The following is a 22892-nucleotide window of genomic DNA, read 5'->3' as shown; positions in this document are numbered from 1 at the left end:
CTTTTTAAAATGACTTTAAACACAATCAAAAAATGTTTCTTAATCTTTCTTTTCTTTTCCTCCTCCTTTTGCATTGCTCAGGAGGACTTCCGAAACCCCAATCTCTCTACTCAGACCAGGGTTACTAAACTACTCACTGAGCTTACTGTAGAAGAGAAAATATCCCTCATGGGATATAACAATAACGGTGTAGAACGCTTGGGAATACCTAAATACAATTGGTGGAATGAAGGCTTACATGGTGTAGCAAGAGCTGGTAATGCTACTGTTTTTCCTCAGGCTATAGCTATGGCTGCCACATTTAATGATGAGCTCGTCCATGAAGTAGCTGATGTCATTTCTACGGAGGCCAGAGCAAAATATAATCTGGCTGTGGCTAAAAACAGACACCTTCAATACATGGGACTGTCTTTCTGGTCTCCTAATATTAACTTATTCAGAGACCCTAGGTGGGGCCGAGGACAAGAAACCTACGGAGAAGATCCCTTTCTAACATCTCAAATGGGCCTGGCTTTTATGAATGGCCTGCAAGGAGATGATCCCAATTATTTAAAAGTATCATCTGCCGCCAAGCACTTGGCCGTACACAGTGGACCTGAAGCTGATAGGCATAAGTTCAATGCCATAGTTGATGAAAAAGACTTAAGAGAGACCTATTTATATGCTTTTGAAAAATTAGTAGATGGTGGCGTAGAATCCATCATGTGTGCTTATAACAGAGTGAATGGTGAGCCTTGCTGCACCAGTGAAACCTTGCTTGAAGATATATTAAAAGGCGAATGGAACTTCCAGGGGCACATCGTTACAGATTGCTGGGCACTAGAAGACATTTATGCCCGCCATAAAGTAATGGGCACTGCTACAGAAGTGGCCGTAGCCGCGGTAAAAGCTGGCGTTAACCTAGACTGTTCTAACCTGATGCAAGCAGAGCTTATGCCTGCCATAGAGCAAGGTTTACTTACTGAAGAAGACTTAGATAAAGCCTTAGCTCCTAATCTTATCACATTATTCAAACTTGGATTTTTTGACGATGCTAGCCTAGTACCTTTTTCAAAATTAGGCAGAGACGATGTTCACAATACTCAAAACATAACGCTCAGCAAGCAAGCAGCAGAAGAAAGTATGGTTTTATTAAAAAATGCTGATAACCTATTGCCTCTAAATAAAGAAGAATATGGTAGTATGGTAGTAGTTGGTTCTAATTCCGGCTCACTAGATGCCATGCTGGGCAACTATCATGGAATATCTAGCAACATAGTTACGTACGCTGAAGGTATTACCGCCGCGGCAGGTCCTGAAACAGCAGTACAGTACGACCTTGGCTCTAACTACACTGATACCACGCATTTTGGAGGCGAATGGGCAGCTGAAAATAGTGATCTAACTATTGCTGTTATTGGCCTTACTCCCGTTTTAGAAGGTGAAGAAGGTGATGCTTTTTTAGCAGCCAATGGTGGTGATAAAAAAGATTTAAGCATTCCTGCTGCACACATTGCCTATCTAAAGGCGCTTAGGGCAAAGCATAATAAACCTATTATTACTGTAGTAACAGCAGGAAGTGCTGTGGATATTTCTGCCATAGAGACTTACTCTGATGCTATCATTTTCGCATGGTACTCAGGTGAGCAAGGTGGAAATGCGCTTGCTGATATTATTTTTGGTGAGACCTCTCCTTCTGGAAAATTACCTATTACATTTTATAAATCATTTGACGATCTCCCTCCCTATGCCAGCTATGACATGAAAGGAAGAACGTATCGTTATTTTGAGGGTGATGTTCAATATCCTTTCGGCTACGGACTCACTTACGGTAAGTTTACCTATGAGTGGAAAAAACAACCTGCCAAAAAATATAAAGCTGATGAAACCATAGAATTCTCTTTAAAGGTAAGCAACAGCTCAGAACATGAAGCTAAAGAAGTAGTGCAAGCTTATATTCAGTACCCTGAAATGGATCGTATGCCAATAAAAGAATTAAGGGCCTTTAAAAAGATTAAAATAAATGCTAATGGTGAAGAAACAGTATCATTAAGTATTCCTGCAAGTGAATTGCGTAAATGGGATTTGAAAAAAGGTAAATGGAAAGTATATTCAGGTACTTATAAAGTGATTTTAGGTAGTGATTCAAAAGATGAAAAACTTGTTGCTTCGTTTAGTGTTAAATAAACGAAATCAACAGATTTATTGTATTTGTATCAGACCGAAATCAAAAAATATTGAATAAAATTGTGTGCGCACACGCAATTAAATTTTTAATTTGTGTGCGCACACATTATATTTGTATAACAAGACAGGTTCTTTAATTAAAATCTTTAATATGTCAGCACTCAATTATTCCGAAACGAGCTTAGAAAAAATACCGGTAACCGTATTTCCTGATGATACTACAGGTTCTCAGGTGGTAGCTACAGAAATTGCGGATATCATAAAAGAAAAGCAGCAAGAAGGCAAACCTGCCGTTCTGGGTTTAGCTACCGGTGCCTCGCCTTTGAACATATACAAAGAGCTAATCCGCATGCATAAGGAAGAAGGTCTTAGTTTTAGTAATGTAATTACTTTCAACCTAGATGAGTATTACCCGATGGAACCAGATTCTCTTCAAAGCTATGTACGCTTCATGTATGAGAACCTGTTTAACCATATCGATATTAAAAAAGAGAATATCCATATTCCTGATGGCACTTTATCTTTAGATGCTGTAAAGACTTATTGTAGAGAATATGACGAACAAATAGAGAAGTTAGGAGGGCTTGACCTACAGCTTCTTGGAATAGGACGTACAGGCCACATTGGTTTTAACGAACCTGGTTCATCACTGTCCTCTCCTACCCGTATGGTGAAACTAGATCCGCTGACTGTATCTGATGCTGCTAAAGATTTTATTAAAGAAGAGTTTGTTCCACTGCGTGCTATCACCATGGGTGTAGGCACTATTATGCAAGCTAAAAAGATTATTCTTGTAGCCTGGGGACAAGGAAAGGCCCCAATTGTACAAGAAATGGTAGAGGGTAAAATCACAGATGAAGTACCTGCCTCCTTCCTACAAACTCACCCTAATGCTAGCGTAGTATTAGACGAAAGGGCAGCTGCCAACTTAGCCAGGTACAAAACACCATGGGTAGTAAGCTTGGTAGACTGGGATAAGAAAATGACTCGCAGAGCAGTAACATGGTTGAGCCAAAAAATAAATAAGCCTATTTTAAAGCTTACTGATGAAGATTACAAAGAAGCTGGGCTTATGGATCTTTTGGTACAGTCTGGCAGTGCTTATGATTTGAACATTCAAGTATTCGCAGAAATTCAGAAAACTATTACCGGATGGCCTGGAGGCAAGCCAGAATCTGATGATAAAAACAGACCTGAAAGAAGTACACCAGCCATAAAGAGATCAATTATATTTAGCCCACACCCAGATGATGATGTAATCTCTATGGGAGGCACACTACTTCGCTTAGTAGATCAGGGACATGATGTACATGTGGCCTATCAAACCTCAGGTAACATCGCTGTTTTTGATGACGACGCCTATAGATTCGCTTCTTTTGCCAAAGAATTCATGGATTCTATGGGTATTAAATCAGATTTTCCTGAAAAGTTTGAAGACTTAAAGCAATTCCTAGCTGAAAAGAAACTAGGAGAGCAAGATCAGCCATTAGTGAAAAGTATTAAAGGCCTTATCAGAAAAGGAGAAGCAGAAGCAGGTTGCAGATTCTGTGGAGTAAAAGAACAAAATGTGCATTTCTTGAACCTTCCTTTTTATGAAACTGGTCAGGTTAAAAAGAAGCCTATTGGCGAGGCTGATATCAAAATAATCGTAGACCTATTACAAGAGGTTAAACCTCATCAAATTTTTGCAGCAGGTGACTTGCAAGATCCGCATGGCACGCATGCTGTTTGTCTTGATGCCATATTTAAGGCACTCGCTCAATTAAAAGAACAAGGGGAAGCATGGCTAGAAGACTGCTATGTGTGGCTCTACAGAGGTGCATGGCAAGAATGGGATATCGAGGATATTGAAATGGCAATACCTATTAGCCCTGAGCAATTGATGAGAAAAAGGAAGGCCATTTTCAAACACCAATCACAAAAAGATTCACCTGTATTTCCAGGTAATGATAAACGAGAATTCTGGCAACGCGCAGAAGATCGCAATAGAACCACAGCTCAGTTATATGACAAGCTCGGCTTAACTGAGTATGAGGCCATGGAGGCCTTTGTAAGATACCATTTTTAGTTTTGTTAAGTGGTAATGTTATGTTAGTCTTAGGCTGCTTCAGGGTGAGAAATGAAGCAGCCTTTGTTTTTTACCCCTCCTAACTTTTCTCATTTAAGCCCCTCCCCTTCAAACCTACGCTTTGTGGTATGCCTGCCAATACCCGATTATGTCTTGCGAATAATTGGTTCATTGTGTAGCCTTGTATGAAGTTACTAACCAAACTTTTAACATAGACTCTAATAGGGGACCATGATCTGGAAAGATATTACCAACAACTCTGAAGTATGGATGGGGTTAAAACTAGAACTGAATGAAAACAGTAATTCAAATTCTCTACTAGAATCAGGTCATAACTGCCGATTCAAATTATGCATCAAGTCTCATCCGGTCTTATGGGGCACATTAGGAAAACAATATTGGGGTGTTTGGGTATTAATAAACCCTGTGCGTTGGGAATCAACAGATATGCCTGTAGCCCCCATCAACTCTGCTACTATTGAAAAATCCAGGAATGAAGATTATTATAGATTTTGGTCCAGATTCTTCGCTAAACAATTAGGAAATAAAAAGGCCCCTTATCTATCAAAAGGCCTTTGGACCATTACTATTGGTTCTTCTTATAAAAGCAGATCCTTAAACACTTCTGTTATCATCTATGATATTGATAATGCCTATTCTTCAGAAAACCCACGGTGGATAGGTTGGGAGGGTGAAAGCGGTAATATTATAGCACTAAAAAATGAACCCTATACTGAGAGTGGTAGAGTGAAATGGTATCGTAAGCTAATACGAGAAAACTGTTGCCCTCCGGTATTAGTATGGTATTTAACCTGTCTTAGTGCTTACATTATTATTGATGGCCATGACAGATTAAAAGCTTTTCAGAGTGAATCCAGTCCAACTAAATTCTTAGTACTGAGTTCCATAAGAGAGGAGCAAATAAACAAAGATCCTAAAGTGCAGCAAAACATTTTATTTGGTATTCAACAGCGGCAAAAACGTCAAACTAAATCAAAAATGACCGTAGATGAAATTAATAAACTACTTATCTCCGCATTTGACACTCGGCCTTATTGTTACTCTATTACGAGAGCAAAAGCAAGAGCAAATTTTGATAAAAAATGGATTTCAGAAGTTAAGGCATTAGCTAATAACCTAAATTCTTCTAATATTCAGGACATGATTGATCGAATAGAACCCTAATATTACTCAAAACCTTATTACAGTACCGTGAAAAAGTTTAATCACACCTAAGAAGAAATCAAATCTTCCTTTCATAGGCTTCCTCCTTCTTTACTCAGCTTCGTTGACATTATAGTTTTGCCTATATCTAAATACCCGTCTAGGCTGTAAATCATATAAGATGAGTACAAATTACAACCATACAATTCCTCATTTCAAAATCTATAAAAAAAGCCGTCCTTGTACAGAACGGCCTTTCACCTATCAATTTTGATCTTAATAGATCACGCTAATTAAATTACAATTCCGGAAACATCGGATTTCTCTTTTAAATTAAGATTCATATCACAAACCGCTGCTGCTCCCATAATGGCCACATCATTCATTTCAGACTTTTCCACTATCAGGTTATCAATCACTCTTTTGTAAGGGAAAGTATGAAGCACCTCCCACATAGCATCTGAGAAAAACGGATAAGCATCTTTAATAGAGCCTCCTATAAAAATAGCCTCCGGAGCAACTATGTGCAGCAAATGTTTAAACAAATGGCCTAAATGAAGACCAAATTGCCTGAAAATTCCTTTAGAAACAGCATGTCCAGCCAGAGCTTCCTGAAACACCACATCGCCATCAAGACCAAATTCTCTGGAAAAAAACTTTCCACTACAGTAATGCTCGTAATTGTGCAACATATAAGGAATGGCACCTACCTCACCCGCTGCAGACATAATCCCACTATGTAGTTGTTCATTAAAAACAAAGCCCATTCCTAGGCCCGTACCTAATGTCACTCCTGCTATGCTGTTGTATCTATCTCCTCTGCCATACATCTTTTCACCTACAACAAAGCAGTTAGCATCATTCCCAATAAAAACTTCTGTATTAAAGTATTTACTCACCTCTTTTGCCAAATGTAATTCTTTCCAAGAAGGAATATTTACCAAATCATATACAATACCTCTTTCAGTGTCTAATAAGCCAGGAACCCCAATTCCTATCCCCTGCACCTCATGTCCGGACTTTATGCTTTCAATTCCATCTAGCAGAGCCTTAATCACCACATCCTTAGCTTCTTGCGCTGGCGTGGCAACTTTTAATTTCTTAACTAATTGTCCGGCTTCTACCAAACCAATATTGATGCTAGTCCCCCCTATATCAACCCCTACAATTGTCCTATTTGACATATTTTTATTTTTTACCAGTAAAATTCAAAAAACTAATATACTGCTGAATTCTCTTTAAATTGTGTTTTGAAGATATATTTCAATTCTCTAAAAAGCAAATATTTTTTGTGTGCGCACACACCGAAATTTTCAAAAATAAGCTAAATATCGACCGAATTATTTTAATCCTATCTTGTGACCTTTAACTGCAAAAAAGCAGATATAAGCATAGCATGGCAGTAACACAAGATAAGCTAGCTGCCCATTATACATATCAGACAAGGTACCGTAGATTAAAGGCAAAATTGCACCTCCAGAAATGGCCATCACTAATAGTGCTGAACCACGTGCAGTAAACTTTCCTAAATTATGTATAGCTAAAGGAAATATTGCAGGCCACATTAATGAGTTTGCTAAGCCTAACAATGCAATGCATGCCACTGAAACATACCCCGTAGTTACTAATGCACCCACAGAAAATATTAAACCGAGTATAGCACAAACAGCTAAAGCCTTAGCTTGAGAAATATACTTCGGAATAGCGAATATCCCTATGACATAGCCGAGTAGCATACAAGCTAGTGTAATTTGCGTAAAATAACGTGCCACTGAGAGTGATATATCTAATGACTTACCATAGCCTATTATAGTATCTCCGGCTACTACCTCCACCCCAACATATAAAAACAATGCCAGCACACCCAGTAATAAATGAGGAAACTGTAATATGCTGCTTCTGGAAGTATCGCCTGAATTATCTGGCACCTCCTCATCTTCTTCTCCTTGTATTTCAGGTAATGATGACATCCAAATTACTACTGCCAGCACCGCTAAAACAGCTGCAATAATATAGTAAGGTATTATCACTCTAGAAGCCAATTCATCTAGAGTAGCTGCTTTCTCTAGGGCGTTCATCGAAGCTAAAGAGGCCTCTAATGCATCTACATCACTTAAAGTAATATATCCAAAAATGAGCCCGGCTAATATACCTGCTATTTTATTAGAGATACCCATGATACTCATTCTGGTGGCGGCACTCTCCGATGGGCCTATGATTGAAACATAAGGATTAACGGCAGTTTGAAGTAATGCCAACCCGGTACCAATGATAAAAAGCCCTACCAAAAATAAGTTAAAACTCCTCACTGTAGCTGCGGGAACAAATATAATGGCCCCTATAGCCATTACAAACAATGATAGAGACATTCCTTTTTTATACCCAACCTTTCCCAGCACATAAGAGGAAGGCAAAGCCATTAAGGTATAAGCTATGTAAAAGGCCGTAGCCACCAAATATGCTTGAATTTCTGTCTCTAACTGACAGGCAATCTGTAAATAAGGAATTAATGTTCCGTTTACCCATGTAGCAAACCCTATGGTAAAAAATAAGGTCCCAATGATGCACATGGACATGAAAAAGTTTCCTTTGCTCTTCGACATAATTAACTATTTAACTTTCATTATTCTTAATATGGATAACAGGGACTAAAGTCCTAACATATTATTGAAACTGTGCAGGAATAGAAACAGGCCTATTCTCCGGTGCCACACCCCAATCACTAGAAGGTGTACTTCCCATTTCGATCAATAATTCTCCGCCCTTTGCCAAGTCTGAATAGGCTATAAATGAGTTTAAATATACTTTACCGTTTAATGATACTTTCTGAATATATTTATTCTCGGTACTGTTATTTTTCACTTCAATATGCAATATTGTTCCATCCATATCTAAAGTAGCCTCTTCTATTAGCGGACTTCCTAATATCAGCTGACCATTAGAGGGGCTCACCTGATAAAAACCAAGTGCAGACATTATATACCAGGCAGACATTTGCCCTACATCTTCATTACCACAGATGCCGTCAGGCTTAGTCGTATAAAGGCTATCCATAATGTAACGAACTTTATCTGCTGTTTTCCAAGGCTTACCTACGTAGTTATATAGGTAGGTGACGTGATGGCTAGGTTCATTGCCGTGTGCATACTGGCCAATAAGGCCTGAAATATCCGGTGAAGCTTCATCTCCTAAATCTCCTTCCACTACGAAAAGGCTATCAAGTTTTTGTTCAAATGCCTCTTCACTTCCAAATAATTTTATAAGACCTTCTACGTCATGAGGAACCAGCCAGGTATACTGCCAGCCATTACCTTCTGTATAATCTCCCCACATATGAGTAGATTTAAAAGGACTAAAAGGAGTTCGAAAGCTTCCATCAGCCATAACAGCTCTCATAAAACCGGTTTTTTTATCAAAATAGCGCTCATAAGCATGGGCTCGCTTATTGTAGTACTCGTAATCTTCATCTTTACCTAATGCCTTGGCCAGCTGTGCTATACTTCTATCTGCCAGACAATATTCAAGAGCCTTAGCTACTGATTCCTTTACAGAATCGGCAGGTATATAACCTCTTTCTTTAATGAATTTCATACCAAAATCATCTCTGGTAGAAGAGGCTTTCATGGCTTCTAATGCAAGTTCACCATCCACGTCAAAGCCTTTAAAATAGGCATCGGCCACTACAGGTATCCCGGGGTAGCCTACCATACAATTCGTTTCATTACCTACAAGATGCCATATGGGTAACTTACCTTGCTGCTCATAGATTTTCAGAAAGCTTTTTACGAAATCTTCTACCTTATCCTTTTGTGTAAGTGTAAAAAGTGGGTGTGCCGCACGATAAGTATCCCACAAAGAATAAGTGGTATAGTTAGTAAAAGTAGTATCCTTATAGGTTTTAGCATCCGCACCTCTATATTCACCATTTACATCACTAAAAATGGATGGTGCCACCATGGTATGATATAAAGAAGTATAAAAGACTTTCATCTGGTCTTCGGTAGGTAGTTTCACTTTAACTTTAGACAGCTCCTTATTCCAAGCGTGATCTGCAGCAGCGGCTATCTCAGTAAAATCCCAGTTAGGCATCTCAGATTCTAGATTTTCCTTGGCATTTTCAATACTTACTGCAGAAATACCAGTTTTAACCGTAACTTCACCTTCAGGCAACTCATTAAACACAAAGGCCGCTTTTACCCTCTCGCCTTCTATTGACGTATTTTCCTCTAAATTTCCTCTCTTCTCTGCAACTATCTTACTTATAGGAGCTGAAAATTGCATATAGAAATAAATTTTCTGATCTACAGCCCATCCTTTTGAATAGCGGTAGCCTTTAATAGTTTTTTCATCTACCTGCTCTACATATGTTTTAGTTGGTAGGTCCCAGCCAATTCCTCTTTCAAGATCGATAATAACATTATATGGGCCTTCTTTCTCATACTTATAATGCTGCATTCCTGCCCTAGCCGTGGCCGTAAGCTCCGCTTTAACATCATATTTATCTAGCCAAACGCTGTAATATCCTGGCTTTATGGTTTCATCTTCATGATGATAAAAGGCCACATATCCATCTTCCTGAGTAGAGTCTTTAATTGAACCTCTATTCAGATTTATATCCCCTCTTGTAGGCATTAACAAGATATCGCCTAGATCTCCTATTCCTGTACCACTGAGGTGAGTATGGGCAAAGCCAATTACCGTTGTATCACTATAATGATAGCCTGAACACCAATCCCAGCCTTCAGTAAGGTTAGTTGGTCCTAGCTGCACTGCTCCAAAAGGAACGTTGGCTCCTAAGAAAACATGACCATGAAAACCGGTACCTATATATTGATCTACATATTGAGTATAATCCTCAACCACTTCACTGTCACTAGTTAATGTTTCCTGAGTCTCCTTTTGGCAGCTGCTGATTAGAAAGGCTATCGCAGCTAATAATGAAAATCTGTTCATGAATATTAATTAATTTATCATGCTTGTCTGCACAAAAGCATTAGTTAATGACGGGTCGAAACGACTAATGTACCTACTAATACCCTCCGATTTATTGCGTTAAAGTTATACTAATAATTTTATAATTAAAGAATAAAATCATTATTTTTAAGCTTTGTGTACGCAAACACAAAACAATATTCTGAATTAATAAAGAGACTTATATTTAAAAAATGCGCATTTTTTGAGCACAGAACATATTTTCTCATCTTTAAATGATTAAACGAGACACACTCAAAGATTTTTTAAATTTTATTTATAAATTTGAATAATGTGTGCGCGCACAAATACTTTACATCAAGCTTATCTATTCGGCATGACTTTTAAAAAATTTAAATTACAACTCATTATCCCTCTACTTACTTTTGCAATGATCTATTCATGGCAAGCTCATGGACAAGACATGGAAGAGCTCAACTCCGGTTGGAAGTGTGCTCCTATAAAAGAGGTTACTATTAGCGGGAAGCAATTATCAGACACTGGCTATGATATTAGTTCATGGTTGCCAGCCACCGTTCCGGGCACAGTGCTTACTACACTATTGAATAATAAAAAGATTCCAGATCCTTTTTATGGAATGAATAACCTGGATATACCAGATATTTATGAAACAGGAAGAGATCATTATACCTATTGGTTTGTAAATGATTTTGAAGTGTCATCAAAGAAAAATGAGCAGATATGGCTAAACTTCAGAGGAATTAACTACAGCTGCGACATATTTTTAAACGGCAACAAAGTGAATGCTCAGCCCTTCAAAGGCATGTTCTTAAGAAAAAGCTTTAATATAACAGGTCTTTTAAAAGATAAAGGAAAAAACAGATTAGCCGTTATCGTTTACCCTCCTGATGAAGTAGGCAACCCTAATGGAGGCCAGGGTGGAGATGGTATTATAGCAAAAAATGTAAGCCATCAATATGTTGCTGGTTGGGACTGGATACAGCCTATCAGAGATAGAAACACTGGTATTTGGGACAAAGTGACAATAGAAAAAACAGGCTCAGTAAACGTGAAAAACCCACACCTTATTACTAAAGTACCAGGTGAAAGAAGTAGTGATTCAGCAATTCAACCAGATGCTTTTCTTGACGTTGCCGCCGAACTAGAAAATGCCACCAAAAAAAACGTGGAAGGTACGTTATCATATGAGCTGAATGGAGAAACTGTAAGTAAAGATGTTACCCTTAAAGCCAATAGTACTACCAAAGTACAATTGCCTGAATTCACTATTAAAAATCCTAAACTATGGTGGCCCAATATGCTTGGCCCACAAAACCTATATTCCATAAAGCTTACTTTCAAAGAAAAGAAAGAAGGTATCTCTGATGAAGAAAATATAAAATTTGGAGTGCGTGAAATCACCAGAAAATGGAATGATCATACCAGAAGTATGCAAATTATGGTAAACGGAAAGAAAGTATTCATTAAAGGAGGTAATTGGATTATTTCTGATGCTATGCTAAGGTTTACTCCCGAGAGATACGATGCCGAAATAAGATTTCACAAAGACATGAACCTGAACCTCATTAGGATATGGGGAGGTGCTCTTACAGAAAGACCAGAGTTTTATGAAGCATGCGATAAGTATGGCTTATTAGTGATCCAGGATTTCTGGATTTCGGCTGACTGTAATGGTAAATGGTTAGATCCTATGAAATTAGAAGATCAATGGACCAGAAGAAAATATCCTGATGATCATAATCTTTTCATAGAATCAGCTCGTGACATGGTGAAAATGATAAGAAATCACCCCTCATTAGCGATATACTGTGGAGGTAATGAAATTACCCCTCCTATAGATATTATGGACGCTTTGCAAAATGAAGTGCTTCCAGAAGAAGATGGAACCAGGTGGTTTATTACCTACTCTAACGCAGACAGCATGTCCTTTAACTTCTTGGGAGGCAATGGAGATGGCCCTTACACTATTCAGGATACTGAGGTATTTTGGAACCATAAGACATGGCCATTTAATTCTGAAGTAGGCTCAGTAGGCGTTGGAGATATTCAATCGCTCAAAAGGTTTATACCCGAAGAAAATCTGGTCCCCCCTACTTTCAATGACTCTACCGTAGACAAAGTATGGGACTACCATAAATACATAGGTTATGAACACCATATAAGGCCATATGGAGATGCTAAAGATGCCGAAGACTTTGGAAGGAAGGCCCAATTAGTCAACTATAATCAATACAGAGCCTTAATGGAAGGTTTTAGTTCGCACATATGGGACTGGTATACAGGTACCATTATCTGGAAAACCCAAAACCCATGGACAGCTATGAGGGGGCAGATGTACGATTATTATCTTGATCCCAACGCTTGCCTGTACGGACTTAGAAAAGGAAGTGAGCCTGTACACGTTATGTATAACCATACTGACGGCATGGTTATGGCGGTAAACAATACTTTTGATACCTACCACAACCTCATGCTTCGTATTGAATCTGTAGATATGGAGGGAAATAAAGAGCTATTTACACAGGTAATAGTTGGTATTGAGCCCTCTTCCAGTAAAAAATACTTATCTGTAAAAAACTATCTCGATAAAGTAGCTAAAGAGAAAGGGATATTCCTGAGACTCCAACTACTAGATATGAATCAGCAACCTGTTGCAGAAAACTTCTATTGGGTGCCTGATGCAAAAGGTGAATACAGCGGCATTAAAAATATGCCAACCACCTCAATAAACGTTGAAGCTAAAAAAACAGCTAAAGGAAAAATTGAAGTGAAATTAAGCCAAAATGCGAATCAGCCAGTAGCCTTTTTCAATAGAATATCTGTAGTAGACAAAAAAACAGGTAAAAGAGTGCTACCAGTATTCTATGATGACAATTATGTATCAGTGATAGCAGAAGAAAGTAAAACCATCACTATAGATTATGACCCTGCGACCATTGATCTTAGTAATTCAGAAATTGCAATTGAGGGATGGAATGTAAGCAATCAACATATCCAGATTCAATAGCCACCTAGTCAAAGGGGAGTTACAGCAGTGCTCCCCTTTTTATCTTTTCCACCTCGTATTCTCCTTGGGTAAAACTGATAGCTGCCTCTCTTTTTTAAGATTACTGCTCTACTTCATAAAGCAGCTACACAGCATCATCAGCAAACACAACAAACAATTACAAATTTAAAGTTACTTTTTACGAATATTATTCAATGTTTCACCATTATTGAATAATAAATCTATATTAAGTAAAATTTTCCTATTAAGGGAAATTTAACATTTTGGCAAAATACATATATGTCTGATTTTCAGATATTTAACCAAATGGCATCAGCATTGTCAGCAATGGTTAAATAATGATAACCAACAAACTGCCAAATCAAAATGCACACTATTTTAGTCGTAGATGACTTCGCCAGTATAAGGCAAGTCGTCGCTGAAACCCTACAGCGTCATGGGTTCAAAACAGAACAAGCCTCTGATGGACAGGATGCTCTTGATAAGCTCAAAGGCGGCGCACTACAAGTGGACTTAATACTCTCAGATTTTAACATGCCAAACATGGATGGGCTGGGATTATTACGTGCTGTAAAAGGTGATCCCAAATTAAAAAAGCACCCATTTATACTTCTCACCAGTGAGCAAGATACTGAAAAGAAAAGGTTAGCCAAAGAAGCTGGACTAGATGCCTGGATTCAAAAGCCTTATAAGATCGAAAGCTTTATAGGAATGATCAGCTATACAATTAACAAAAAGTAATTTTCATGTCTAAGCACGATGAAGTATTTAGAGAAGAAGCACTTGAACAGCTGGAAATTGCTGAGCAGGCTCTCCTTTCTTTCGAGAGATCTTTTGATCTTCAAGATATAGAAGAGGCCTTTAGGTCATTACATACCTTCAAGGGAGCGGCTCACATTTTTTCCTTTAAAGAATTAGGTGATTTTGCCCACCTGATCGAATATGTGCTAGACGGAATTCGTAACAAGGTTATTCATAATGAACCGGGAATTACTACTAAAACCTTGAACTATCTGGATCATCTCAGGAAAATGATGAATGAATCAGATCAGTTCACTAAAACTAAAAAGCATAAGCAAATACTGGAAGAGGTAAATGAAATAGCCAATCATGTCATTAAAACCCTTAAACAAAATAACCAGGAAAAAGAAGAAGCACTGCTAGAGGCTGACATAGACCAGGAAGACCAAGAAAATATAAGTACCTATTACGCTTCCTTGAACCCGACAGAACCCATTGATTCAGGTTCATTTCATCCTATATTCCAGATTTTCGAGGAATTGGCTGATAAAACAACGCTTGAAATAGTAGAAGAAAGAGATAAAAATAATGAGGCTCTTATCAGCAGGTGGGATCTGTACATTTCAGGGCAAATCACTAAAGAAGATATTTCTGCCGAATTTCTCTTCATTGAAGATGAAGTAACTACCTCTATTCATAAAGTAGCCAACTTCGATCTATTCAAAGAAATGGGATTTGATGAGCTGCTAAAGGTGCTTAAAAAAATTCCCTCTGAGCAAAAATTAGAAGAAATTACTCAGTATGTAAGTTCTTTAAAAGACACTTTAGACACTGAAGAAAGCAAACAGAACACGGATAAAAAGCAAAAAAAGAATAGTAGCCTAAGGGTATCTTCTGAAAAGATTGACGATCTCATGAACCTGGTCAGCGAACTAGTGACTGATCAGGCCTCATTACACCTGTTGGCTTCACAATCAAACAATTCGCAGCTTGAAGCCCTAGCGGAAAACATTCATAGGCACATTCAGCAATTAAGAGATATCTCTTTCGATATGACTCTGGTACCTGTAGAACGAATGACAGGCAAGTTTCATAGAATGGTGAGAGACTGCGCTCTGGCAATGGATAAGGAGGTGGATTTCATAGTGAAGGGGGAAAAGACTGAGTTAGATAAAACCTTTATTGAAACACTCTCTGACCCTATCATGCATATGCTCAGAAACTGTGTGGATCATGGGATAGAAACCCCTGAAGAGCGTATTGAAAAAGGGAAACCTGTCAAAGGAACTATCACTTTTGATGCCTTTTACTCTGGCACTAAAGTGCAAATTGACATTATTGACGATGGCAAAGGACTATCCATACCGGCCATTAAAAATAAGGCCATTGAAAAAGGATTGATCACCGCAGAGGAAGCATTAACAGATCAGGAGGTATTTCAACTAATTTTTATACCTGGTTTTTCTACCGCTCAAAATGTTACGGATGTATCCGGACGAGGTGTAGGCATGGATGTAGTGAAGAAAAATATCGAATCAATACATGGATCTATTGACATTCATTCAAAAGAAGGACAAGGAACCACTTTTACCATTAAAGTACCTTTAACGCTCTCTATTATAGACGGCCTACTGGTAAAAGCTGATGACACCCATTTCATAGTGCCGCTAGCTATGGTACATAAGTGCTATGAGGTGCCTTATAATTTGCTCGCCAATAATGTAAGTAAATGGATTACGGTAGATAATGAACCCCATCCGTTTATTAATATCCGTAAAGAAATGACTCTTAATACTACCCCTGTACCCATAAAAGGTATGGGAATAAATATTCAGGGAAGAGAAAGAAGCATTATACTCATTGTAGATGAAATCATAGGTAATTACCAAACGGTACTTAAACCTATAAGCGATTACTATAAAGATCAGGATTTTATATCTGGTGCCACCATTTTGGGAGATGGGTCCATCGCTCTGGTACTGGATATAAACAAGTTAATAGAACAGGAAAAACTAACCAATATGATAGATGAACAATGAAGCAACAGCTACAAAACAAATGAAAGCTTATTTAACCTTTAAGCTCAACCATGAAGTGTTTGCGCTGGGGGTAGATAAGGTCGTAGAAATTATGGAGGTACCAAGGGTTACCAAAGTTCCTAAGGCTCCTGACTATATGAAAGGTGTCATTAACCTTAGAGGTCAGGTTTTACCTGTGATTGATACACGAATCAAGTTTGGACTTACTCCTATAGAACTCACCAAGGACCATTGCATCATAGTCATAAATATGATTATTGATGAAAAAACCATGTATTTCGGAGCTCTAGTAGACCAGGTACTCGAAGTACTGGAGATGGATGAAGAAACCATGCTGCCTACTCCTAATGTAAATTCTAAGTACGACATGAGGTTTATTCAGGGACTTCTAAAAGAAGGAGATGATTTTGTAATGGTACTAGATATAGACCATACTTTTTCAATTGAAGAGATTGAAGCCATTAAAGAAAATAACCAAGAACAACAAAGAGACTAAAAAACTCTTTCACTCACATTCAACATTTATTTTTTAAGAAAGACTATAATGAAAGGATCAAGATTTACTACTAATCAGCGTATCGTCGGTATATTCGCATTTGTACTGCTAGTATCCGTTTCGGGAGCTGTGTTCAATAGCTTGCAAACTCAGAGTTTGAAGGCTGAAATAGAAAAAATATATAATGACAACCTATTAAGTATTGACTACTTAATTGAGGCTGACAGAGATGCTTACCAATCAAGCATTGCTGTAGCTCAGGCGTTATCTAAAAACATTCAAAGAGATAACTCAAAATTTAACAATGCCCTTAACGAAATCGCAGAAAACGTTGATCAGGTAGAAGAAAGATATTCCAAGTTTTACAAAATATCTGCATTCACCAAAAACGATAAGTACAATCAATATGATGTCTACGATGAAAATTTTAGAAAGGAGCATAAAAAATGGAATATGCTATCCGATCGCTTAGTAAATATGCTTCAAAATGGTCAATATGAAGAAGCCACTGATTTATACTATGGAGACTATATGGCATCCTTCGAGCCGATGAGATCTGCTATGGATAAATATACAGACCTGAGCCTACAGGCATCAGAAGAATCTTATGAATCGAGTATATCATTAAGTGAAAGTATTTTCCGTAACTCTATGATTATAGTGGTACTGGTGATGGTTCTTATTATTGCTGGTGGTCTTTTCTTAAAAAACAGCATTTCTAAACCTTTAAATCAGGCAGCTAGAATAGTAGAAAAAATCTCTAATGGTGATTTAAGAATATCTATTGACAGAAGTGAGTACAACAAAAAGGATCAAATAGGATTCTTATTACTGAAAATGGATGACATGGCACAAAGCCAGCGAAGAGTAATATGGACCGTAAAAAAAGGAGCTGAATATATTAATAAAGCCAGTGTAGAATTAAGCGCGGCGGCTGGTCAGTTATCTGAAGGTGCATCTATGCAGGCCAGCTCTGTAGAAGAAGTTTCTTCTTCAATGGAAGAAATGACTTCTAACATTATGCAAAACACTGACAATGCTAGAGAAACAGAAAAAATAGCCAGAAAATCAAATGAACAAGTGGCGCAATCTAATGATGCAGTAATAGAAACAGTTGATTCTATGAATCTTATTGTGAAGAAAAATACAATCATAGGTGAGATTGCTCGTCAAACCAACTTACTTGCGCTTAATGCTGCAGTAGAAGCAGCCAGAGCTGGTGAGCACGGAAAAGGATTTGCTGTAGTAGCTGCCGAAATCAGAAAACTTGCTGAAAGAAGCCAGAACGCGGCTAAGGAAATAGATGAAATATCTAATTCAAGCGAAAAAATAGCGCGTACTGCTGGTGAAATGCTTAGCAAGCTGGTGCCTGAAATTGAAAAAACCACTAACCTGGTGGCTGAAATTAGCTCTGCCAGTACAGAACAGAATGAAGGTGCCAACCAGATTAACGTAGCCATACAACAGCTGAACTCTGTAGTACAGCAAAATGCTGCCAGTGCTGAAGAATTGGCATCTAACTCAGAAGAGTTGAATAACCAATCAGACACACTTAGAGAAGCTATTGCTTTCTTCAACCTGGGAAACACACAAGAGTTAGATCATAGTCAGAACATTTTCACCAGTCATAAAGATGTAAAGTCTACCAAGCCGAAGGTAAAGGCTCCGGCTAAACCTGCAAAAGGCAAAGGGTTTGACCTGATAATGAATGACTCCTCTGACAATTTAGACAGTGATTTTGAAAAGTATTAATAACTAAAACTATCCCGATATAGTAAGATTACATACTATATCGGGATATTCTCATATAAATAAATATGCGTACTCCTATTGATCCTATGATTAATATCCAAATGAATATGAGTGAGTTTAATAAGCTCAGCAAATTCATTTATGCTCACTATGGCATTAACCTCCCGATAGCCAAAAAAGTACTTTTAGAGAGCCGGCTTCAAAAACATCTTCGGAAGATCGGTATTCCTTCATTCAAAAAATATATAGAGCAAGTATGTAATGACCAGGAACATGAAGAGGTAGTCTATATGATTAACCTGGTTTCTACCAACAAAACCGATTTCTTCAGGGAAAAATCTCACTTCGATTACATGCGCAGTATAATACTTCCGCAAGCAGTTATTGAAAAAGAAAGAGAAATAAAAATATGGAGTGCCGCCAGCTCAAGCGGAGAAGAAGCCTATACACTAGCCATGACTATGGAAGAGTTTAACTTACAATCAGAGCATAAACTACACTATTCCATCATTGGCTCAGACATCAGTACTGATGTGCTCAAAACAGGACAAATGGCTATATATGATGAAAGCAGAATATCTACTGTTCCTATTGATCTGAAAAGAAAGTATTTTCTAAGAAGTAAAGATAAGTCTCATAGCAAAGTTCGCTTGATTAAAAGCATTAGAGATAAAGTGAAATTTAGCCGATTTAACCTAATGGATGAGCGCTACCCTACACACGAAAGCTTCGACATTATATTCTGCCGAAATGTGCTTATTTACTTTGACAAAGAAACACAGGAAAAAGTAGTTACTAAACTCACCCAATGCCTTAAAACAGGTGGATATCTATTTTTAGGTCATTCAGAATCTATCATGGGAATGGATCTTCCTCTTGTTCAAAAAATTCATACAGGATACCTGAAAACAAGATAATCTGGCATCCTGTATTAATATGATCAACTCATGCGTTATTCAACTCCAGCGCCATTTTGCTCATGAAGGGACAGCCTTCATGACCTTTTTCTTGGCTAACTTAAATAAGTAATTCACTCCAAAAGTGGCCACTACAATTATAGGCATAATCAAAACGGTGCTTAGAGGGGAATGAGTTTTATAACCAAATATCATAGTACCCCAAAAAACCAGTGTCCATTGTATGACATACATAGAAGTTACATTTTTACTACAATAATAAGTAAGCCCCAGGAAATAGTTGGTTTTTGCATTTTTAACACACAGATGTACTAGCCAAAAGACTACCAAGTTTAATCCTAATAAGTAGAATGCTCCACCAGGCCCCAGATGGAAAAAATCTCCGAAGTGGTAGCTAAAATCATAATAACACAGCCCTCCGCCAATCAATAAAAGAACTACTCCCCAAATAAGCATTTTTTTAAAGAGAAGATCCTGATCGTATTGCAACTCCTTATACCACCTGCCAAAGAACATACCTGCAAACATAAATGACATCCACGGAAAAGCAGGAAAGTATACATGCCAGCCATCACTAAATAATAACTCACATAGATAATGAAGCCCTGTGATATCAGTAGAAACTCCACTGAGAAAGCGTGATGGTAAGGCTATAAGTAATGCTATGATTAATAAGCCAAATTTATTTTTGACGTATCGATTGGCCAAACCCATAAAAAATAAGGATAAACCTGCCAGCTGTAGGATATCACCCAAAGACGCTAACCATATCAACTTACCAGCGCTTAAGGGGCGAGTCCAGCCATAATCTTGTAGAAAACCTTCTGGCATCGTATGAAAAATCTCTAAAGGCACAATAAATTTGAGAATATTCATGAGGTAGCCTACAGCCAAAATAATGAGGCCTCTTTTCATAGAGCCTGCGACGCTCTGCCGACTAGAAAGTACGAAAGAAACCCCCATTGATACCAGAAACATAGCTGTACCCTTGCCTAAAATATGAATGACATGCCCTAGCATAGAATCCCGCTGAGTTTCTATACTGCCATAAACCCAAAGAGTATGCACCAGTATCATCACCAGCACACTCATCCCTCTTCCAAAATCAATAGCTTTTATTCTTTCACTTGCTTTCGCTTTCATAGGTATTTAAGCTTAGGTTGGTCAATTGTTTTTCTTTATATGAGGCTATTGGGTTTATTAAAGTACCATAAAATTGCAAGGCAGCAGCAGGATCTGACAGGTCTACCATTTGCTTGTTGTTTTTGAGCTGCAGCCTATTTAAACAAGAACGTGCGAATTCAGAAGTAAAAAGATCATGATCGGCAAACTTTTGATTAAACTCCGGCCATTCCTGCTGATATTCATGAATAGTTTCAGCCACAGCATTCCAAAAATTTTCTTCTTCACATACTTCATGCTCTTCCATAATAGCACTTAAAAATCTAAAAAAGCAATCAAACACATCAGTAAAAATGGAAAGTAGCCTTACCGAATGAGGCACATCAGCATAGATCCTTTTCACATCTCCGGGCAGCTCTACCTCGTCGCTTAGCACCTGCATTTCTTCTGTAATATCCTTCATAATAGCTTTTACAGGAACATGATTTTCCATTATAAGAATAATGTTTTCTCCATGCGGCATAAACACGGTATCATATTTATAAAAGCAGTGTAAAAGCGGTTTCATATAGCATTTTAAATAACTTTTTAACCAGTCAGATGCAACCAGACCTGAAGCCTTGATCAATTCACCTACTAAAGCCGTTCCTTCCTGGTCAATGTGAAGCAAGGCCGCCATGGTCATTAGCGATTGCTCCTCTTCAAGTTTATGCACCGGGCTTTCTCTCCACAGGGCGGCCAACATTTTATTATAAGCACTGGTTTTGCCCAACTCTTCGAAATACAAATTACGGTACCCCATGGTAGCCATCTCTCCTAGCATCTCAAACCCTTGACTCTTTAAGTATTCATCATTACCCAATACAGTCTGCACCCATTCTGTAATAGCCGGTGTACCTCCCATATAATACGGTGACAAACCACGCATAAAGCCCATATTGAGAATAGATAGTGAGGTTTTTACATAAAATTTATGGGTATTGGTAATATTATATAATGTTCTGATGGACTGCTGGGCCGAATACTTGTCATGGCTTTTGCCTAAATAAACTAGTTTCTTATTTGCAATATCAGGAGAGAATATACTCGCTAGCTTATTAAACCACTGCCACGGATGCACAGGAATAAAGAAATAATCTTCGGGGTTAAGGCCTTGGTTAACCAACTGATTTTTAAAAGCCTCCACCTGCTCCCTACCTAGCTCCTGCTCCAGTAAGTTTTGATAAGGCAGCTCTTCCACATGAGCATAATGAGTTCTATCTACATGACCCGCCAGCCATATGATATGGAAAGGAGTATTGGCCTCTGGCGCATACACCTTATAGTCTTTAGCATCAAAACCTATACGTCCATTATTTGCTACAAAACAAGGGTGGCCAGCCGTCATAGCATGTTCTATCTCTTGATATCCACTACCGATCAGCTCTGCTGCCGACATACTTTTTTTTTCAAGCATGTAGGCACTCCCATATAATGTACTGGCTATTTCCTCCATATAAGTGGGTAAAAGTTCTTTTGGAATACCCAGCTGCTCCTTGAAATCCAGAATAAATGAAACTCCATCCAAATCTACAGGCTCGTTGTTTAGTTTTTTGGTAATAGTATTCTCATCGATAGACCAGTGATCTAAAGCCATTTTCCTGGCTTGGAAATAATAAATGACTCCTGGCTTATCTGCACTTAAAGCATAATGATGACTTCCTGAGTTTTCTTTCTGCACCAAATGAGGCTGCAAAATAAGCTCATGAGTAAACTCAGCTATGGCCTTTTTTATAAACATAACATTTGCCTTTTGCCAATGAGCTTGAGACAGGTGACGCACAGCGTCTTCTGCATTAAACGGGTCACCAAGGCTAGATGGAACTGTCCCGCTTTTAAGGAGTTCATACTTAACCGCTTGCTGATAATCCAATCTGGTGCAAAAAGCCAAATGAGCGGTTTTGTGAGGTAAGTTCAACTTCTTATCATACTGAAAACCAGCGCGGGTATTAAGAACATGGATTTTCTCATTTCTAATATCTGGTTCTACTACAACCCGATTTACTTGATCATCATTAAAAATAAATTCCATGATAGTATTGAAAACATGCCAGGTGAAGTTAGCTTTCGGCTGCTCCGCGGGCCCCACCAAAATATGCATGCCACAGTCACCTGATTGTACTTCATAATAATCAGCTATTAGGTCTTGAGCAGGATTATACTTTTCTAACAAAAAAGCCTTTTTATTATCAAAGTAGCCTATGTAAACCTCCGTATGGCTATTTACAATTTCGGAGTAGGTCTTCTTCACATCTTCTAGAGAAGTATCCATCATGTCCCAATAGCGGGCATATTCTCTATTTACACAATCATGGATAAATGGGCTGTCTGCCTCCAAATCAAAAGGGTGAAGCGTAAATGTGCCGTACCCTTCTATGTGTTTAGTAAAAACAGGTTCTTTATTAATATTAGTCTGAATATTCATAAG

Annotated in this window: 14 protein-coding genes; 9 read left to right on the top strand and 5 right to left on the bottom strand. The window is 38.2% G+C overall.

Going from position 1 to position 22892, the window contains the following annotated elements:
• Window positions 1-9 precede the first annotated feature (9 nt).
• The 3 genes from JL102_RS07040 (at window position 10) to JL102_RS07030 (ending at window position 5419) form a co-directional block, all read left to right on the top strand.
• The gene (locus JL102_RS07040) at window positions 10-2166 is read left to right on the top strand and encodes a glycoside hydrolase family 3 N-terminal domain-containing protein (protein ID WP_202243555.1); all 2157 of its coding nucleotides are present in this window, start codon (window positions 10-12) and stop codon (window positions 2164-2166) included.
• A gap of 151 nt (window positions 2167-2317) precedes the next feature.
• On the top strand, window positions 2318-4234 hold the full coding sequence (gene nagB / locus JL102_RS07035; protein ID WP_202243554.1) for a glucosamine-6-phosphate deaminase: 1917 nt from the start codon (window positions 2318-2320) through the stop codon (window positions 4232-4234).
• A gap of 231 nt (window positions 4235-4465) precedes the next feature.
• Window positions 4466-5419: a hypothetical protein gene (locus JL102_RS07030; protein ID WP_202243553.1), complete on the top strand. Its 954-nt coding sequence runs from the start codon at window positions 4466-4468 to the stop codon at window positions 5417-5419.
• Window positions 5420-5691: 272 nt separating this feature from the next.
• On the opposite strand, the gene JL102_RS07025 is transcribed toward JL102_RS07030, so the two are convergent.
• From JL102_RS07025 to JL102_RS07015, 3 genes are all read right to left on the bottom strand, one after another.
• The gene (locus JL102_RS07025; protein WP_202243552.1) at window positions 5692-6582 is read right to left on the bottom strand and encodes an ROK family protein; all 891 of its coding nucleotides are present in this window, start codon (window positions 6580-6582) and stop codon (window positions 5692-5694) included.
• A gap of 156 nt (window positions 6583-6738) precedes the next feature.
• Window positions 6739-8001, bottom strand: coding sequence for a sugar MFS transporter (locus JL102_RS07020; protein ID WP_202243551.1), 1263 nt, complete (start codon window positions 7999-8001; stop codon window positions 6739-6741).
• Between the two features lie 61 nt (window positions 8002-8062).
• Entirely contained in the window at window positions 8063-10351 is a 2289-nt protein-coding gene (locus JL102_RS07015) for a GH92 family glycosyl hydrolase (protein ID WP_202243550.1), read from the bottom strand.
• 355 nt (window positions 10352-10706) lie between these two features.
• Here JL102_RS07015 and JL102_RS07010 point away from each other — a divergent pair, with 355 nt between their 5' ends.
• The 6 genes from JL102_RS07010 to JL102_RS06985 all read left to right on the top strand — a co-directional run bounded on the left by JL102_RS07010 (window position 10707) and on the right by JL102_RS06985 (window position 19303).
• Window positions 10707-13358, top strand: a complete 2652-nt coding sequence (locus tag JL102_RS07010) for a glycoside hydrolase family 2 protein (RefSeq protein WP_202243549.1) — start codon at window positions 10707-10709, stop codon at window positions 13356-13358.
• Between the two features lie 366 nt (window positions 13359-13724).
• The gene (locus JL102_RS07005) at window positions 13725-14099 is read left to right on the top strand and encodes a response regulator (protein ID WP_202243548.1); all 375 of its coding nucleotides are present in this window, start codon (window positions 13725-13727) and stop codon (window positions 14097-14099) included.
• 5 nt (window positions 14100-14104) lie between these two features.
• Window positions 14105-16138: a chemotaxis protein CheA gene (locus tag JL102_RS07000; RefSeq protein WP_202243547.1), complete on the top strand. Its 2034-nt coding sequence runs from the start codon at window positions 14105-14107 to the stop codon at window positions 16136-16138.
• Window positions 16128-16634, top strand: a complete 507-nt coding sequence (locus tag JL102_RS06995) for a chemotaxis protein CheW (protein WP_237390464.1) — start codon at window positions 16128-16130, stop codon at window positions 16632-16634. The genes JL102_RS07000 and JL102_RS06995 overlap by 11 nt, the downstream gene beginning before the upstream one ends.
• Before the next feature lie 48 nt (window positions 16635-16682).
• A complete protein-coding gene (locus JL102_RS06990) occupies window positions 16683-18386 on the top strand; it encodes a methyl-accepting chemotaxis protein (RefSeq protein ID WP_202243546.1) in 1704 nt (567 codons plus the stop codon).
• Between the two features lie 65 nt (window positions 18387-18451).
• Window positions 18452-19303: a CheR family methyltransferase gene (locus tag JL102_RS06985; RefSeq protein WP_202243545.1), complete on the top strand. Its 852-nt coding sequence runs from the start codon at window positions 18452-18454 to the stop codon at window positions 19301-19303.
• A gap of 60 nt (window positions 19304-19363) precedes the next feature.
• Here JL102_RS06985 and JL102_RS06980 read toward each other — a convergent pair whose 3' ends face one another.
• Together JL102_RS06980 and JL102_RS06975 are read right to left on the bottom strand one after the other, a co-directional pair.
• Window positions 19364-20446, bottom strand: coding sequence for a heparan-alpha-glucosaminide N-acetyltransferase domain-containing protein (locus JL102_RS06980; RefSeq protein WP_202243544.1), 1083 nt, complete (start codon window positions 20444-20446; stop codon window positions 19364-19366).
• Window positions 20427-22889, bottom strand: a complete 2463-nt coding sequence (locus JL102_RS06975) for a GNAT family N-acetyltransferase (protein ID WP_237390462.1) — start codon at window positions 22887-22889, stop codon at window positions 20427-20429. Before JL102_RS06975 ends, JL102_RS06980 begins: the two co-directional genes overlap by 20 nt.
• Window positions 22890-22892 lie beyond the last annotated feature (3 nt).

Origin of the sequence: Fulvivirga sediminis (genome assembly GCF_016757215.1) — a bacterium.
Taxonomy (GTDB): domain Bacteria; phylum Bacteroidota; class Bacteroidia; order Cytophagales; family Cyclobacteriaceae; genus Fulvivirga; species Fulvivirga sediminis.
The sequence above is the reverse complement of the archived record's forward strand: the minus strand, read 5'-3'. Positions and strand labels throughout refer to the sequence as shown.

Bases quoted from the DNA above. Each gene is read 5' to 3' on its own strand.
- JL102_RS06975 (WP_237390462.1), bottom strand. From the start codon at position 22,889: ATGAATATTCAGACTAATATTAATAAAGAACCTGTTTTTACTAAACAC.
- nagB (WP_202243554.1), top strand. From the start codon at position 2,318: ATGTCAGCACTCAATTATTCCGAAACGAGCTTAGAAAAAATACCGGTA.
- JL102_RS06995 (WP_237390464.1), top strand. From the start codon at position 16,128: ATGAACAATGAAGCAACAGCTACAAAACAAATGAAAGCTTATTTAACC.
- JL102_RS07020 (WP_202243551.1), bottom strand. From the start codon at position 8,001: ATGTCGAAGAGCAAAGGAAACTTTTTCATGTCCATGTGCATCATTGGG.
- JL102_RS07030 (WP_202243553.1), top strand. From the start codon at position 4,466: ATGATCTGGAAAGATATTACCAACAACTCTGAAGTATGGATGGGGTTA.
- JL102_RS07010 (WP_202243549.1), top strand. From the start codon at position 10,707: ATGACTTTTAAAAAATTTAAATTACAACTCATTATCCCTCTACTTACT.
- JL102_RS07040 (WP_202243555.1), top strand. From the start codon at position 10: ATGACTTTAAACACAATCAAAAAATGTTTCTTAATCTTTCTTTTCTTT.
- JL102_RS06985 (WP_202243545.1), top strand. From the start codon at position 18,452: ATGCGTACTCCTATTGATCCTATGATTAATATCCAAATGAATATGAGT.
- JL102_RS07025 (WP_202243552.1), bottom strand. From the start codon at position 6,582: ATGTCAAATAGGACAATTGTAGGGGTTGATATAGGGGGGACTAGCATC.
- JL102_RS07000 (WP_202243547.1), top strand. From the start codon at position 14,105: ATGTCTAAGCACGATGAAGTATTTAGAGAAGAAGCACTTGAACAGCTG.
- JL102_RS06990 (WP_202243546.1), top strand. From the start codon at position 16,683: ATGAAAGGATCAAGATTTACTACTAATCAGCGTATCGTCGGTATATTC.
- JL102_RS07005 (WP_202243548.1), top strand. From the start codon at position 13,725: ATGCACACTATTTTAGTCGTAGATGACTTCGCCAGTATAAGGCAAGTC.
- JL102_RS07015 (WP_202243550.1), bottom strand. From the start codon at position 10,351: ATGAACAGATTTTCATTATTAGCTGCGATAGCCTTTCTAATCAGCAGC.
- JL102_RS06980 (WP_202243544.1), bottom strand. From the start codon at position 20,446: ATGAAAGCGAAAGCAAGTGAAAGAATAAAAGCTATTGATTTTGGAAGA.